A 14,912-nucleotide genomic window follows, 5' to 3' on the forward strand; every position below is an offset into this window, starting at 1 on the left:
CCGTGGGCACAGCCCGGGAAATTAGCCGCCGACGGACTCGTTTTCCGCCTGCGGGTTACGGCTGATGAACATCGCATCGCCGTAGCTGAAAAAGCGATACTGCTCGGCCACCGCCTGCTGATAGGCGTTCATGGTATTTTTATAGCCGGCGAAGGCCGATACCAGCATGATCAGGGTCGATTCCGGCAGGTGGAAATTGGTCACCAGCGCGTCGATCACCTGGTAGTGATAACCTGGATAGATAAAGATGCTGGTATCGCCGAAGAACGGCGCAATCAGCGCCTCTTTGCTGGCCGCCGCGGCGCTTTCCAGCGAGCGCACCGAGGTGGTGCCAACCGCCACGACGCGTTTGCCGCGCGCCTTGCAGGCCAGCACGGCATCGACCACGTCCTGCGGCACTTCGGCGTATTCGGCGTGCATCACGTGATCTTCGATGGTTTCCACGCGCACCGGCTGGAAGGTGCCGGCGCCGACGTGCAGCGTCACGAACGCCATTTCCACGCCCTTGGCGCGCAGCGCCGCCAGCAAGGGTTCGTCGAAGTGCAGGCCGGCGGTCGGCGCGGCGACCGCCCCCGGTTTCTCGCTGTAGACCGTCTGATACAGCTCGCGGTCGGCGTCTTCATCCGGGCGGGCGATATAAGGCGGCAGCGGCATGTGGCCGGCTGCGTTAAGAATGGTGAATACGTCGCGTTCGTCGTTGAAGCGCAGTTCGAACAGCGTCTCGTGGCGCGCCACCATGGTGGCGGCGATGCTCTCGTCATCTCCCAACAGCAGCTCGGCGCCCGGCTTAGGCGCTTTCGACGCACGCACGTGCGCCAGCACGCGATGGTCGTCCAGCACGCGTTCCACCAGCACTTCTATCTTGCCGCCGCTGACCTTACGGCCGAACATGCGCGCCGGGATCACGCGGGTATTGTTGAACACCAGCAGGTCGCCGGCTTCCAGCTTGTCCAGCAGATCGGTGAATACGCCGTGCGTCAGCGCCCCGCTCGGCCCGTCCAGCTGCAGCAGGCGGCATGCGCTGCGTTCGGCCTGGGGGTAGTGGGCAATCAGGGATTCGGGAAGTTCAAACGAAAAATCAGCGACGCGCATGGGTATTCACTTCTTCAATTTAGGGCTGGTTGGTAAAAAACAGGCGGCCTAGTCTAAAGCCGGGGGCGGTCAGCGGCAAGAAATAAGGAGGATTTGCCTGACTTCGGGTATAGTTGAGGGATGAATTTTCTCGCTCATCTTCATTTGGCCATGTTGGCGGACAGCTCGCTGCTGGGCAACCTGCTGGCCGATTTCGTGCGCGGCAACCCCGCCGCCGACTATCAGCCCGACGTGGTGGCCGGCATCATGATGCACCGCCGCGTCGACGTGCTGACCGACAGCCTGCCGCAGGTGAAAGCCTGCCGCGACTACTTCAGCGCCCCCTACCGCCGCGTGGCGCCGATTACCCTCGACGTGGTGTGGGACCATTTTCTGGCGCGCCACTGGCAGCAGTTGGAACCTTCACGCGACCTGCACCAGTTTACCCAGGAAGCCCGCAGCCAGATCGAACCTTACCTGCCACTCACGCCGCCGCGTTTTCAGAACCTGAACGGCTATCTGTGGCCGGAACGCTGGCTGGAACGCTACGCCGAATTGCCGTTCATCGCCCGGGTGCTGCAGGGCATGGCCAGCCGCCGTCCGCGCCTCGATGCGCTGGCCGGCTCGTTCGCCGACGTCGAGCAACATTATCATCAGCTTGAAACACAATTCTGGCAGTTTTATCCGCAAATGATGCGGCAGGCGAAGGACAAAACGCTCTGAGGTCAAGCCCAAGCGTTTGAAATTGCAGCGCCTTGCAAGAATTTACGTTTTGCCGCTTGCCCTTTTGTGGGAAAAGGTTATTTTTAAAGCCTGTCAAATTTAATTAATGAATTTAATAGGTAAAAGCTATCTCATCGATTGGTCTTTTGCCCTTTATTCGCCAAGTCGCGGCCCCTATACTGGCCCTTGTTTTTACATCCACCCTTTAACACCTATTACAGGAGTAATTATGGTCCTGGTAACTCGTCAAGCCCCTGACTTCACTGCAGCTGCCGTACTGGGTAGCGGCGAAATCGTTGAAAACTTCAACCTGAAGAAGCACCTGAACGGCAAACCGGCCGTGCTGTTCTTCTGGCCAATGGACTTCACCTTCGTATGCCCTTCCGAGCTGATCGCTTTCGATCACCGCTACGAAGAGTTCCAGAAGCGTGGCGTTGAAGTGGTTGGCGTTTCCTTCGACTCAGAATTCGTTCACAACGCATGGCGTAAAACCCCTGTCGACAAAGGCGGCATCGGTGAAGTGAAATACGCAATGGTTGCTGACATCAAGCGTGAAATCCAGAAAGCTTACGGCATCGAACACCCGGAAGCCGGCGTTGCGCTGCGCGGCTCCTTCCTGATCGACAAAGACGGCATCGTGCGTGCTCAGGTTGTTAACGACCTGCCAATCGGCCGTAACATCGACGAAATGATCCGTACCGTTGACGCGCTGCAATTCCACGAAGAGCACGGTGAAGTGTGCCCGGCTCAGTGGGAAAAAGGCAAAGCAGGTATGGGCGCTTCCCCAGACGGCGTGGCAAAATACCTGTCTGAAAACGCTGCCAAGCTGTAATTTCAGCCTGATAGTGAATCAACCGGCCCACGCGGCCGGTTTTTTTATGCTCCTTTTTGGGGCAGACCGCCCACCTTCAGTGCTTTATTTCCCTGTTTCCGCTCACATTTCCCGCCCTGCTCGCCGCGCGAATGCCCATCTGCGGCTACTATCAATAACGCTGGCTCGCGCTTTGCAAGTGAACAGCGGCAAGCAAACACAACACAATAAAAAACTGACAGGGTAGGAATAACTATGTTTTTACAGAAATGGAGCAAACCCCTGACCATGGCGGCGCTGCTGGTCAGCGGCAGCCTGTATGCGGCGTCCAACCCGGCGGTGGAAGCCAAAAACGGCATGGTGGTCACCTCTCAGCATCTGGCTTCGCAGGTCGGGGTGGATATCCTGAAGATGGGCGGCAACGCCATCGACGCCGCCGTGGCGGTCGGTTACGCGCAGGCGGTGGTTAACCCCTGCTGCGGCAACATCGGCGGCGGCGGCTTTATGACCGTCCACCTGGCGGACGGCACCGACACCTTCATCAACTTCCGCGAAACCGCGCCGGCGGCGGCCAGCGCCAACATGTATCTGGATGCCGACGGCAAGGTGAAGAAAGACGCCAGCCTGTACGGCTATTTGGCGGCGGGCGTGCCGGGCACCGTGCTGGGGATGGAAACCGCGCGTGAGAAGTACGGCAAACTGAGCCGTGAACAGGTGCTGGCGCCGGCGATCAGGCTGGCGCGCGAAGGCTTTGTGCTGACCCGCGCCGACACCGATATTCTCGACACCACCGTCGCACGCTTCAAACAGGATCCCGAGTCGGCCAAAATCTTCCTGCGCCCGGACGGCAGCCCGCTGCAGCCGGGGGACAAACTGGTGCAAACCGATCTGGCCAACACGCTGGAAGCCATCGCCAAAGGGGGAACCGACGCCTTCTATAAAGGCAAGATCCCACAGGCGGTGGAGGCAGCGGCCAAACAGGGCGGCGGCATTTTGACCGCCGCCGACTTCGCCAACTATAAAGTCACCGAAACCCCGCCGATCACCTGCAGCTATCGCGGCTACAAATTCGTGTCGGCGCCGCCTCCCAGCTCCGGTGGTGTGACGCTGTGCGAAATCCTCAACGTGGTGGAAGGCTATGACCTGAAAAGCATGGGCTTCAACTCGGCGGCGGCCATTCACACCATGACCGAAGCGATGCGCCATGCCTACATGGACCGCAACACCTACCTCGGCGACCCGGAATTCATCAAGAACCCGATCGACCGGCTGGTGAGCAAGAGCTACGCCGAGCAGATCCGCAAGAAAATCGTCGCGGACAAGGCCACGCCGTCGGAAAACGTGCAGCCCGGCATGGAACCGCATGAGAAGCCGGAAACCACCCATTATTCGATCGTCGACCACGACGGCAACGCGGTCTCCACCACCTATACCGTCAACGGCCGCTTCGGCGCCGTGGTGATCGCACCGGGCACCGGCTTCTTCCTCAACGACGAGATGGACGACTTCACGGTGAAAGTGGGCGAGAAAAACCTGTACGGGCTGGTGCAGGGCACCGCCAACAGCATTGCCCCCGGTAAGCGCCCACTATCGTCGATGAGCCCGACACTGGTGACCAAGGACAACAAAATCTTTATGGTGCTGGGTTCGCCGGGCGGCTCACGCATCATCACCATCACCCTGCAGACCGCGTTGAACGTGATCGACCACGGTATGGCGCCGCAGGAAGCGGTAGACGCGCCGCGCATCCATCACCAATGGTTGCCGGATGAGGTGTACTACGAACAGCGCGGCGTTTCCGCCGATACGCTAAAGCTGCTGAGCGGCATGGGTTATAAGATGGTCGAGCAAACGCCGTGGGGCGCCGCCGAACTGATTCTGGTCGGCTTGCCGGGCGCGGCGGGCGTCGGCCCGGCCAACTCCGGCAACGATTCGGCGGTTTCCGGTAAGGTGCGTGAAGGCTACCTGTACGGCGCTAACGACGTGCGTCGTCCGGCAGGCTCCGCGGTCGGTTACTGATGTAAACGCCTACTCACCTTTATCGCGGGGGCCTTACGGCCCCCGCAGTTGCTTTAGCCTTCATACCGCCACACGGTGGCCGACTCTTCCGCCAGCTGCAGGCGCAGCCCGCCCGCCGTTTCGCTCAACTCTCCCCGCCCTTCCACACGCCGCCACGGGCCGCGCGCCAACAGCGGGTTGTGCGGCAGCTGCGCCTGACCGCTGCCGTCGCGCTGCAGCGCCACCAGCACCTGTTCCTGCTGATACAGGCGCACGAACACCAGCGTTTCTCCGCTGGCATACAGCACCTGACAGCCGCCGCGGCGCAATGCCACGCTCTGTTTACGCAGCGTCGCCATGCGCTGGAACAGCGCCAACAGCGGCCGGTCCCAGTCGCCGACGTCCCACGGGAACGGCTTGCGGCAGAACGGATCGTTGCCGCCGTCCAGACCAATCTCATCGCCGTAATAGAGGCAAGGCACACCGATCCAGCTCAGCAACCACACCGCCGCCATCTGCATGCGCGCCGCGTTCCCCTGCAACAGCGTGAGGAAACGCGCGGTATCGTGGCTGTCCAACTGGTTGAACTGGATCAGCTGGCGGCCGTGCGGCAGCCCGGCGCGGTAGCCGTCCATCCACTGCGCGCACCCGGCGGCGTCCAGCCGCACCGGATGATAGGCCACGTCCAGCCCCGCCAAGAACGCCCGCACCGGCAGCGCGAAGCCCATGTAGTTCATCGCCGCATCCTCCACGCCGGCGTGCAGCCAGCGGCGCGCGTCGCCGAAGTGCTCGCCCAAGACGTAGGCCTGCGGGTTCTCCTGCTTCACCGCCTGATAGATGCCTGCCAGGTGACGCAAATTGCCGGCGGCGCCGCCGTTCTCCCCCAGCATGTGCACCACGTCCAGCCGCCAACCGTCGATGCTGTACGGCGGGCGCAGCCAGTGGCGCACCACGCTGCCTTCCCCCTGATAAATCGCTTCCGCCACCTGCGGCTCGGCGAAGTTGAGCTTCGGCAGGCTGGCGTTGCCCTTCCAGTCGAGCGCGCGGCCGTCCGGGTAAAAGTTGAACCAGCCGCGATACGGCGAATCGGGATGATGACAGGCGCCGTTTTCGCCCTGACGATGGCGGTCGAACCACGGATGCGAGTCGCCGGTGTGGTTGAAGACCCCGTCCAGCACCAGTTTCATGCCCACCTTGTGAGTGCTCACTCGCAAACGCTGCAGCGCCGCGTTGCCGCCGAAGTGCGGATCGACCTGATAATAGTCCTCGGTATCGTACTTATGCACGCTCGGCGCGGTAAAAATCGGGTTCAGGTACAGCGCCGTCACGCCCAGCTGCTGCAAATACGGCAGTTTGGCGCTGATGCCGTCCAGATCGCCGCCGTAAAAGGTCGAGGCGGCGTGGCGATCCTCCAGCGGATGCTGCCAGTCGCGCCGAATCACCTCGGCACCGGCCGCGTGATGGCGGTAACTGCCGCTTTGGATGCCGTGCTCGCCGCCGCTGCTGGCGAAGCGATCGGGGAAAATTTGATAGAACAGCTGATCCGCCACCCATTCGGGGCCGTTGTCGGGCTCGTCGACGGTGAACTGCGCCAGCTGGCCCGGCGGCGTTGGCGACCAGCCCTGCGGGCCGAACCACTGCTGGCGATCGGCCCACAGCAGCTTGAAGCAGTAACGCCGCGTCGGCTCGCCCTCATTCAGCGTCAGGCTGGCCTGGTAGCGCCGCATCCCCTCGTGGCGCTGCGCTTTCATCACCAGCAGCCACTCTTCGTTGTCCGGTTCGGCGCGCAAAAACACCCGTTCCGGCAGTTCATCCCCTTGTAACCACAGCGTGATATCCAAACGTTGCCCTTGCTTCACCACAAAAGGCGGGACCGGTTGATGCCAGGCGTTAAGCATACTGTTCTCCTGCTGTACCAAACGAAATCGACGGCGTTCTTCAAGAAGCGAACAATGCCACGTTAAGTGCAACTCCCCCTCCTCTCTGACCGCAAAACCCGGGGATGAGCCGGGGGGCGGAGACCGAAAAATAACGCTAACTCGATGTAAAAAAAGGTAAACAGGCACAAATCCTGCACGTTAACCCTTAGGCTAACGCGTTTTGAGCTTACAGGATATTTTTTGCGCATTTTTTAAGGAGCGGTAATGCAACAACAGATAACGCGCTGGCTGGAACAATTTGGGTTGGAATTCGGCGGAGTGATGTCGCTGTTGATGGTATTAGGGTTGATTGTTCTGATCTCGGTGGTGATCCACCTGGTGCTGCACCGGGTAGTGTTGGCTGCCCTTCAGCGCCGAGGCCAGCAATCGCAGCGCGTCTGGCAGCAGGCCATCACCCAATACAAACTGTTCCAGCGCGTGGCGCTGCTGCTGCAAGGGGTGATCATCAGCATCCAGGCGACGCTGTGGCTGCAGAGCGGCAGCCAGACCCAGGCGGTGATCGTTACCGCCGCGCAGGTGTGGATCCTCGCCTTCACCCTGCTGTCGCTGTTCTCGTTGCTGGATACGCTGCTGGCGCTGCTGCGCCAAAGCCCGATCTCCAATCAGCTGCCGCTGCGCGGCATTTTCCAGGGCCTGAAACTGGTGGCGGCGATCCTGATCGGCATCATGATCGTCTCGCTGCTGATGGGCAAATCGCCGCTGCTGCTGCTCAGCGGCCTGGGTGCCATGACCGCGGTCTTGATGTTGGTGTTCAAGGATCCGATCCTCGGGCTGGTGGCCGGCATCCAGCTCTCCGCCAACGATATGCTGAAGATCGGCGACTGGCTGGAAATGCCGAAATACGGCGCCGACGGCGCGGTCACCGACATCGGCCTGACCACGGTCAAAGTGCGTAACTGGGACAACACCGTCACCACCATTCCCACCTACGCGCTGATCTCCGACTCGTTCAAAAACTGGCGGTCGATGTCGGAATCCGGCGGGCGCCGCATCAAGCGCAGCCTGAATATCGACACCGGCAGCGTGCACTTCCTGTCAGAAGAGGAACAGCGCAGCCTGCAGCGCAACCCGCTGCTGCACAGCTACCTGAACGTCAAGACCCAGGAGCTGAGCCAGCACAACCAGGAGATCGCCGTCGATCTGGCCTCGCCGCTCAACGGCCGCCGCCTGACCAACCTCGGCACGCTGCGCGCCTATCTGGAAGCCTATCTGCGCGCTCACCCGCGCATTCACCAGAACATGACCCTGATGGTGCGCCAGCTGGCGCCGACGCCGGAAGGCCTGCCGCTGGAAATCTACGCCTTCACCAACACCACGGTCTGGGCGGAGTATGAAAGCATTCAGGCGGATATTTTCGACCATATCCTGGCGGTGATCGACGAGTTCGGCCTGCGCGTGCATCAGACACCGACCGGCAATGACCTGCGCGGCATGCTGCAACAAAGCGCGAACGCTTCCTGACGTCGGCTGACGTAATTGTGTCTGCTGGTAATGATGTTCTTTCAATTGCCAGCAGATATCTCCACCCCCTTCTTTTCCCCGGCGAAAACGGCGTTAATGCGCCATCACCTTCACCACCGAGAGGGAAAGCCCTTGCTGAAACGGTTACGTCACCGGTTGTTTACCCTGATGGCCACCCTGCTGTTTATCGGCTGCCTGCACAGCGCTTCGCTGGACGAAAGCCGCATGCCCCGCAATCTGCAACCTTCGCTGAGCGCGCTCAGCAGCAATATGCAGGACATTCGCGAAGTGCTGGCGCGCTGCGCCGGCGAGGAGGAGGAAGAACGCCTTAACGGCGGCGACATGCGTATCGAAGCGCGCGCCGCCGGGGAGGATGAAGTGGAAGACCAACGCTAAAAAAACACCGGCCTTAGCCGGTGTTTTTCCATTTAGTCTTGCTGCGTCGCCAGCGGCGCGCGTTTTTTCTGATGGTTGACCTTGAACCAGTATCCCGCCAGCAGCAATACCACCCAGACCAGGCCGGCGTACAGCGAGACGCGCGTGGTCGGGAAGTAGCCGATCAGGCCGATGATGAACACCAGGAACACGATCGCCACCACCGAGGTGAATACCCCGCCGCGCAGCGGGAACGCCAGCTGCTTCACCTGCTCTTTGCTCAGGCTGCGACGGAAGGCGATTTGGGAGAACAGGATCATGATCCACACCCACACGGTGGCGAAGGTCGCCAGGGACGCGATCACCAGGAACACGCTCTCCGGCATGATGTAGTTGAGGTATACCGCCAGCAGCAGCGCCAGCATCATCACCACCACCGTCACCCAGGGAATACCGCGCTTCGACACCTTGCTGAACATTTTCGGCGCGTGGCCCTGCTCAGCCATGCCGTGCAGCATGCGGCCGACGCCGAACACGTCGCTGTTGATCGCCGACAGCGACGCGGTAATCACCACGAAGTTGAGAATGCCCGCCGCCACGGTGATGCCCATATGCTGGAAGGTCAGCACGAACGGGCTGCCGTTGGTGCCCACCTGGTTCCACGGGTAGATAGACATAATGACGAACAGCGTGCCGACGTAGAACACCAGAATGCGCCACGGCACCGAGTTGATGGCTTTGGGAATCGATTTTTTCGGATCTTTGGCTTCGCCGGCGGTGATGCCGATGATTTCAATGCCGCCGTAAGCGAACATCACCAACTGCAGCGACAGGATCATGCCGATAAAGCCGTTGCTGAAGAAGCCGCCGTTCGACCACAGGTTATGAATGCCGGTCGGTTGCCCGCCGTTGCCGATACCCCAGATGATGATGCCGATACCGGCCGCGATCATGATGATGATGGTGGCGACCTTGAAGAACGAGAACCAGAACTCCAGCTCGCCGAACACCTTGACGCTCATCAGGTTGATGGCGCCGATGATCAACACCACGCTCAGCACCCAGATCCAGTGCGGCACTTCCGGGAACCAGACCCCCATATAGATGCCAAAAGCGGTCACGTCGGCGATGGCGACGATCAGGATTTCAAAGCAGTAGGTCCAACCGGTGATGTAACCCGCCATCGGGCCGAGGTAGTCCTGCGCATAGCGGGAAAATGAGCTGGCCTGCGGGTTGTTGACCGACATCTCCCCCAGGGCGCGCATGATGATAAAGGCCACGATGCCGCCGATCAGGTAAGCCAGCAGCACGCTCGGGCCGGCCATTTTGATGGCATCCGCCGAGCCGTAGAACAACCCGGTGCCGATGGCTGACCCCAACGCCATAAAGCGGATATGACGCGTGCTGAGGCCGCGTTTCAGCTTATTGTCGGGGGCAGAGGTGGGTGACTGTTGTTGCATGAAAATGACCCATAGTTTTAAACGAAAAAAAGCCACGGACATGTCCGTGGCCCTGGATTAAGCCGGGGGATTATCAGTGCGCGGTCACTTGGGAACGCGTGCACACCCGATCATAAATCGCGACCAGCACCAGCATCAGCAGCGAAGGCGGCAACCATGCCAACCCCTGCTCCGCCAGCGGCAGGTGAGTCGTCCAGGCCGGCAGCAGTTGCTGGAAGCTGGAGGCTTTCACCGCGTCAAGGATACCAAACAACAGGCTGACAAGCATCACCGGCGCGATGATGCGCGGCGCGCTGTGCCACCAACGCAGGGTGAAGCTCAGCACCACCAGCACGATGCACGGCGGGTAAATCGCGGTCAGCACCGGAATGGAGATCTGGATCAGGTGGCTCAGGCCGAGGTTGGACACCACCATCGAGAACAGACCCAGGATAAACACCAGCGTCTTGTACGAGAACGGCAGATATTGCGCGAAGAACTCGGCGCAGGCGCAGGTCAGGCCGACCGCGGTTACCATGCAGGCGATGAAAATCAGCGCCGCCAGGAAGAAGCTGCCCAAACTGCCGAAGGTGTTCTGAACGTAAGCGTGCAGGATCACCGCGCCGTTGGTGGCGTCAGGCACCAGCGCGCCGCTGCCGGAGCCCAGCTTGAACAGGCTCAGGTAAACCAGCGTCAGGCCCACACCGGCGATCAAACCGGCCAGAATGGTGTAACGGGTCAACAGACCGGCGTCTTTCACGCCGCGTGAACGCGCCGCGTTGACGATAACGATGCCGAATACCAGCGCACCCAGCGTATCCATGGTCAGATAGCCGTTAACGAAGCCGGAGGAGAAAGGCACGCTCTGGTAAGCCGCCGTCGCCGGGATCGGCGCGCCGGCAGGCCACAGCAGCGCGGCGATGCCCAGTACGGCCAATGCCACGATCTTCAGCGGCGCCAGCACATGGCCGACGGTGTCGAGCAGGCGGCCCGGATACAGGGAGATGCCGATCACCAGCGCGAAATACACCAGGCTATAGATGAACAGCGGCATGGCACCGTCGCCGGTCAGCGGGGCGATACCCACTTCGAAGGACACGGTGGCGGTGCGCGGCGTGGCGAACAGCGGGCCGACGGCCAGGTAGCAGACGGTCGCCAGCAGCAGGCCGGCGCCGCGCCCGATCGGCGAGCTGAGGGCGTCGATGCCGCCGCCGACGCGCGCCAGCGCGATGACGGTGATGACCGGCAGGCCGACGGCGGTGATCAGGAAGCCCAGCGCCGCGGTCCAGACGTGTTCACCGGACTGTAAGCCGACCATCGGCGGGAAGATGATGTTCCCGGCCCCGACGAATAAGGCAAAGGTCATAAAGCCCAGTGCCAGGATATCTTTTGACGTTAAACGATGACTCATACGATGTCGTGTTGCCTGTTCAAATGAAAAAAAATTGTCCGATAGCGTGGTGGCGTAACGCCCCACCCGGTTGCCGGCATGCCCGATCGTTGCAGCGCCAAATAAGCACCCTAAACGCACTGGATCCGGCGTTTATGTCCCTATTCGAAAGTGGCCGCTCATGAAGATGGGCAAAATTTTAGGAGTTATAAAAATGGAGGTTTAATCCGACAACGAAGGCTAAGGTAAACGTTTATAGCGCTTCAAGGCAAGGCGCACGGTGAAAAGCAGAGCTATCAACCATATAAACTTTAGCCACCAGTCGATCATATTGGCTATCAATAAATATACACTACATGATTTGTATCATTTTTGAACAACAGATTCACGAAACGTGAAACATATATCACTTTACCGCGCGAAAACACCAATATAAGCCCGATTTTCGCGTGGCACGAGCTTCGTTTGGCCGTGAAAAAAGGCGAAAATTACGTCGCCTTTTGTCGGTTATTGCATCATGGCCGACGCGAGCGGTTGCAACCCAAGCGCCTGACGGGTCTTCTGCAGGGCGGCCGGCGGCAGAGGCAGGTAGCCGTCGTGGTTGACCAGGCTCTGTCCGGCGGTCGACAGCACGCGATCGAGGAACGCGGCGGTCAGCGGCTCCAGCGGTTGATTGGGGGCTTTGTTGATGTAGATATAGAGATAGCGCGACAGCGGATAGCGATCGTTGCGCACGTTGGCGGCGGTAGGCGCAACATAGTCCTCTCCCGACTCCGCCAACGGCAGCAGCCGCACGCCGCTGGCGCGAAAGCCGATGCTGGCGTAGCCGATGCCGTTGAGTGAACCGGCCACCGCCTGCACCACCGAAGCCGAACCGGGCAGCTCATTGACGCGCGGCATAAAATCGCCGCCGCACAGCGCACGCAGTTTGAAATAGCCGTAGGTGCCGGACGCCGAGTTGCGGCCGAAGCGCTGCAGCGAACGCGTCGCCCAGTCGCCACTCAGCCCCAGTTCGCCCCAGCGCGTCAGCGGTTTGCTTTCGCCGCAGCGCCGGGTGGCGGAGAAAATGCGATCGAGCTGCTGCAGATTGAGGCCACGCAGCGGATTGTCCTGATGCACCAACACCACCAGCGCATCCACCGCTACCGGCACCGCCAGCGGCGCATAGCCGTAGCGATGTTCGAACGCCGAGACCTCGGCCGCCTTCATCGGCCGGCTCATCGGGCCCAGCTGCGCGGCGCCCGCCGCCAAGGCGGTCGGCGCGGTAGAGGAGCCGGCGGCCTGGATCTGCAGGTTAACGTTGGGGTAATGCTGACTGAAATCCTGCGCCCACAGCGCCATCAGATTCGCCAGGGTGTCGGAACCGACGCTGGACAGGTTGCCCGCCAGCATGCCGTCGGGCTGCGCCAGCGCGCCGCGTCCGGCCAGCAGCGCCAGGCAAAGCAACAGCCCTCGGGTTATTCGGGTCATACCGGTGTCTCGCGTTAATTTTTCACCGCATTCTCTGATAAAGCGGCGGGAACAATCAACCGATTGGGTAAGGTAAAGATAAAGCGGGTGCCAATCCCCGGTTCGCTGAGGATCTCCAGCCGCGCATCGTGATGGCTGAGCGCGTGTTTGACGATCGCCAACCCCAACCCGCTGCCGCCGGTTTGGCGCGAACGGGCCTTGTCGACGCGGTAAAAACGCTCGGTCAGCCGCGGCAGGTGTTCGGCGGCGATGCCTGGCCCGTTGTCGCTGACCTGGAACTGCGCGCCGTGCGCCGTCTGCTGCCAGCTCACTTCAATGTGGGTGCCCTTCGGCGTGTGATTGACCGCGTTGTACACCAGGTTAGACACCGCGCTGCGCAACTGGTCTTCATTACCGAACACGTTGAGCTGTTCGTTCACCCGGAAGGTGATCTCGTGATTGCCGCCGCTCAGCGACTGCGCCTCGCGCTGCAACACCCGCAGCATCAGCGGGATATCCACCCGCTCGTTCATGTCGACATTGGGCGCCGCCTCGATGCGCGACAGCGTCAGCAGCTGCTTGACCAGCCCGTCCATGCGGCGGGTCTGCTCTTGCATGGTGCTCAGTGCCTTGCTGCGCAGCGAGCCGTCCTGCTCTTCGTCGCCCATCATCTCCAGGTAGCCCTGCAGCACCGTCAGCGGCGTGCGCAGCTCATGGCTGACGTTGGCGAAGAAGTTGCGCCGCGCCCCTTCCAGCTGGCGCATCTGGGTAACGTCGCGCGCCACCATCAGCAGCTGCCCTTCGGAATACGGCATCACGCGGAATTCGACGTAGTGTTCGTTGTTCAGCTGCAGCGTCAGCGGGCGCGAGAACTCCTGCTGTTGCAAGTAGTGGCTGAATTCCGGATAGCGCAGCAGGTTGAGGATGTGCTGGCCGTTGTCTTCCGGCCAGCGGAAGCCGAGCAGATGCTGCGCCAGCCCATTACACCAGAAGATGTTGCCTTCGACGGTGGTCATCACCACCGCATCCGGCAGCGATTCGGCCCCGCTGCGAAAGCGCTTGATCAGCAGCGCCAGCTCGCGCCGGCGGCGGCGGTTGCGCTGCTGCATCTGATACAGGCCATAAAACAGCGGCTCCCAGCTCCAGCGGCCGGGCGGCGGTGTCATGCTGCGGTCGATCCACAGCCAATGGGAGAGTTTGAGCTGGTTGTAGAAATTCCACACCAGCGCAGCCAGCGCGGAGGCCAGCAGGAACCAGGGCAGATAACCGAAAATCAGCCCCAGCAGTAAAGCGGGCAAACAAAAAAGAGCCAGCTCCAGAGCCAGCCTCTTCCACGACAGACGTTCTAACACGGCATATTCTCCAGCGCAGCGCGATCAGTAGCGCGTTGAGAACCGGTAGCCGGTGCCCCGAACGGTTTGAACCATTTTATCATGCCCACTGGTTTCTAACGCCTTGCGGAGCCGACGGATATGCACGTCAACGGTACGGTCTTCCACATAAACGTTAGTGCCCCAGACGTGATTAAGCAACTGCTCGCGGCTATAAACGCGCTCCGGGTGGGTCATAAAGAAGTGCAGCAGCTTGAACTCGGTCGGCCCCATGTCCAACGCCTGATCGTTAGCCATCACGCGGTGGGAGGATGGATCCAGGCTCAGCCCTTGCATTTCAATCACTTCTTCCACCGCCATAGGTGAAATGCGGCGCATGACCGCCTTGATGCGCGCCACCAGCTCCTTCGGCGAGAACGGCTTGGTGATGTAATCATCCGCCCCCACTTCCAGGCCGCGCACGCGGTCTTCCTCTTCGCCGCGCGCAGTCAGCATCATGACCGGGATATCGCGGGTCAGCGCTTCGCGCTTCATATGTTTGATGAACTGAATGCCGGAACCGCCGGGCAACATCCAGTCGAGCAACACCAAATCAGGGAACGGCTCAGACAGGCGCGTCACGGCGCTGTCATAATCCTCGGCTTCCAACGGTTGGTAACCATTCTGTTCCAACACAAAGCACACCATCTCACGGATCGGCGCTTCGTCTTCCACCACCAGTATGCGTCTTGCCATCGTCAATCCTGCCAATGTGTTAGCGACTTTGCGGGCGCCATTATGCGTCAGTTTTGTGACACTTTTATGAAAAAAAGCGGCTGTTATAGGCAGTAAGCATAGCGATTATTTCCCGGCGCAAAGAAAAATCATTCCATGGTCATCGCCATTGCGCCGGGACAGCCGCCGCCGCGGCCTTTATAATCATCG

Annotated in this window: 12 protein-coding genes; 5 read left to right on the forward strand and 7 right to left on the reverse strand. The window is 60.7% G+C overall.

Annotated features, from left to right (window positions below; genetic code table 11):
- Positions 1 to 21: 21 nt before the first annotated feature.
- Complete coding sequence (gene queA / locus FHU12_RS16840) at positions 22 to 1,092, reverse strand: tRNA preQ1(34) S-adenosylmethionine ribosyltransferase-isomerase QueA (RefSeq protein WP_016928878.1); 1,071 nt, start codon at positions 1,090 to 1,092, stop codon at positions 22 to 24.
- A 120-nt stretch (positions 1,093 to 1,212) separates the two neighbouring features.
- Here queA and FHU12_RS16845 point away from each other — a divergent pair, with 120 nt between their 5' ends.
- From FHU12_RS16845 to ggt, 3 genes are all read left to right on the forward strand, one after another.
- Positions 1,213 to 1,794: an ACP phosphodiesterase gene (locus tag FHU12_RS16845; protein ID WP_141970686.1), complete on the forward strand. Its 582-nt coding sequence runs from the start codon at positions 1,213 to 1,215 to the stop codon at positions 1,792 to 1,794.
- A 229-nt stretch (positions 1,795 to 2,023) separates the two neighbouring features.
- The gene (locus tag FHU12_RS16850) at positions 2,024 to 2,626 is read left to right on the forward strand and encodes a peroxiredoxin C (protein ID WP_019454212.1); all 603 of its coding nucleotides are present in this window, start codon (positions 2,024 to 2,026) and stop codon (positions 2,624 to 2,626) included.
- A gap of 234 nt (positions 2,627 to 2,860) precedes the next feature.
- Complete coding sequence (gene ggt, locus FHU12_RS16855) at positions 2,861 to 4,624, forward strand: gamma-glutamyltransferase (protein WP_141970697.1); 1,764 nt, start codon at positions 2,861 to 2,863, stop codon at positions 4,622 to 4,624.
- A 53-nt stretch (positions 4,625 to 4,677) separates the two neighbouring features.
- Here ggt and malZ read toward each other — a convergent pair whose 3' ends face one another.
- The gene (gene malZ / locus FHU12_RS16860) at positions 4,678 to 6,501 is read right to left on the reverse strand and encodes a maltodextrin glucosidase (protein ID WP_141970699.1); all 1,824 of its coding nucleotides are present in this window, start codon (positions 6,499 to 6,501) and stop codon (positions 4,678 to 4,680) included.
- 246 nt (positions 6,502 to 6,747) lie between these two features.
- Between malZ and FHU12_RS16865 the strand changes: the two genes are divergently transcribed.
- Both FHU12_RS16865 and FHU12_RS16870 read left to right on the forward strand, forming a co-directional pair.
- Complete coding sequence (locus FHU12_RS16865) at positions 6,748 to 8,004, forward strand: mechanosensitive ion channel family protein (protein WP_122004305.1); 1,257 nt, start codon at positions 6,748 to 6,750, stop codon at positions 8,002 to 8,004.
- 132 nt (positions 8,005 to 8,136) lie between these two features.
- Positions 8,137 to 8,400: a hypothetical protein gene (locus FHU12_RS16870; RefSeq protein WP_049209296.1), complete on the forward strand. Its 264-nt coding sequence runs from the start codon at positions 8,137 to 8,139 to the stop codon at positions 8,398 to 8,400.
- Positions 8,401 to 8,432: 32 nt separating this feature from the next.
- Here FHU12_RS16870 and proY read toward each other — a convergent pair whose 3' ends face one another.
- The 5 genes from proY to phoB form a co-directional block, all read right to left on the reverse strand.
- A complete protein-coding gene (gene proY, locus FHU12_RS16875) occupies positions 8,433 to 9,839 on the reverse strand; it encodes a proline-specific permease ProY (protein ID WP_099817509.1) in 1,407 nt (468 codons plus the stop codon).
- Positions 9,840 to 9,912: 73 nt separating this feature from the next.
- Entirely contained in the window at positions 9,913 to 11,229 is a 1,317-nt protein-coding gene (gene brnQ, locus FHU12_RS16880) for a branched-chain amino acid transport system II carrier protein (RefSeq protein WP_141970701.1), read from the reverse strand.
- A 486-nt stretch (positions 11,230 to 11,715) separates the two neighbouring features.
- On the reverse strand, positions 11,716 to 12,678 hold the full coding sequence (locus FHU12_RS16885) for a PstS family phosphate ABC transporter substrate-binding protein (RefSeq protein ID WP_141970703.1): 963 nt from the start codon (positions 12,676 to 12,678) through the stop codon (positions 11,716 to 11,718).
- A gap of 14 nt (positions 12,679 to 12,692) precedes the next feature.
- Positions 12,693 to 14,009 (reverse strand): phosphate regulon sensor histidine kinase PhoR, encoded by a 1,317-nt coding sequence (phoR, locus tag FHU12_RS16890; protein WP_004940434.1) that lies wholly within the window; start codon positions 14,007 to 14,009, stop codon positions 12,693 to 12,695.
- Positions 14,010 to 14,033: 24 nt separating this feature from the next.
- Positions 14,034 to 14,723, reverse strand: coding sequence for a phosphate response regulator transcription factor PhoB (phoB, locus tag FHU12_RS16895; RefSeq protein ID WP_004940438.1), 690 nt, complete (start codon positions 14,721 to 14,723; stop codon positions 14,034 to 14,036).
- Positions 14,724 to 14,912 lie beyond the last annotated feature (189 nt).

It is taken from the genome of Serratia marcescens (assembly GCF_006715005.1).
Classification (GTDB): domain Bacteria; phylum Pseudomonadota; class Gammaproteobacteria; order Enterobacterales; family Enterobacteriaceae; genus Serratia; species Serratia montpellierensis.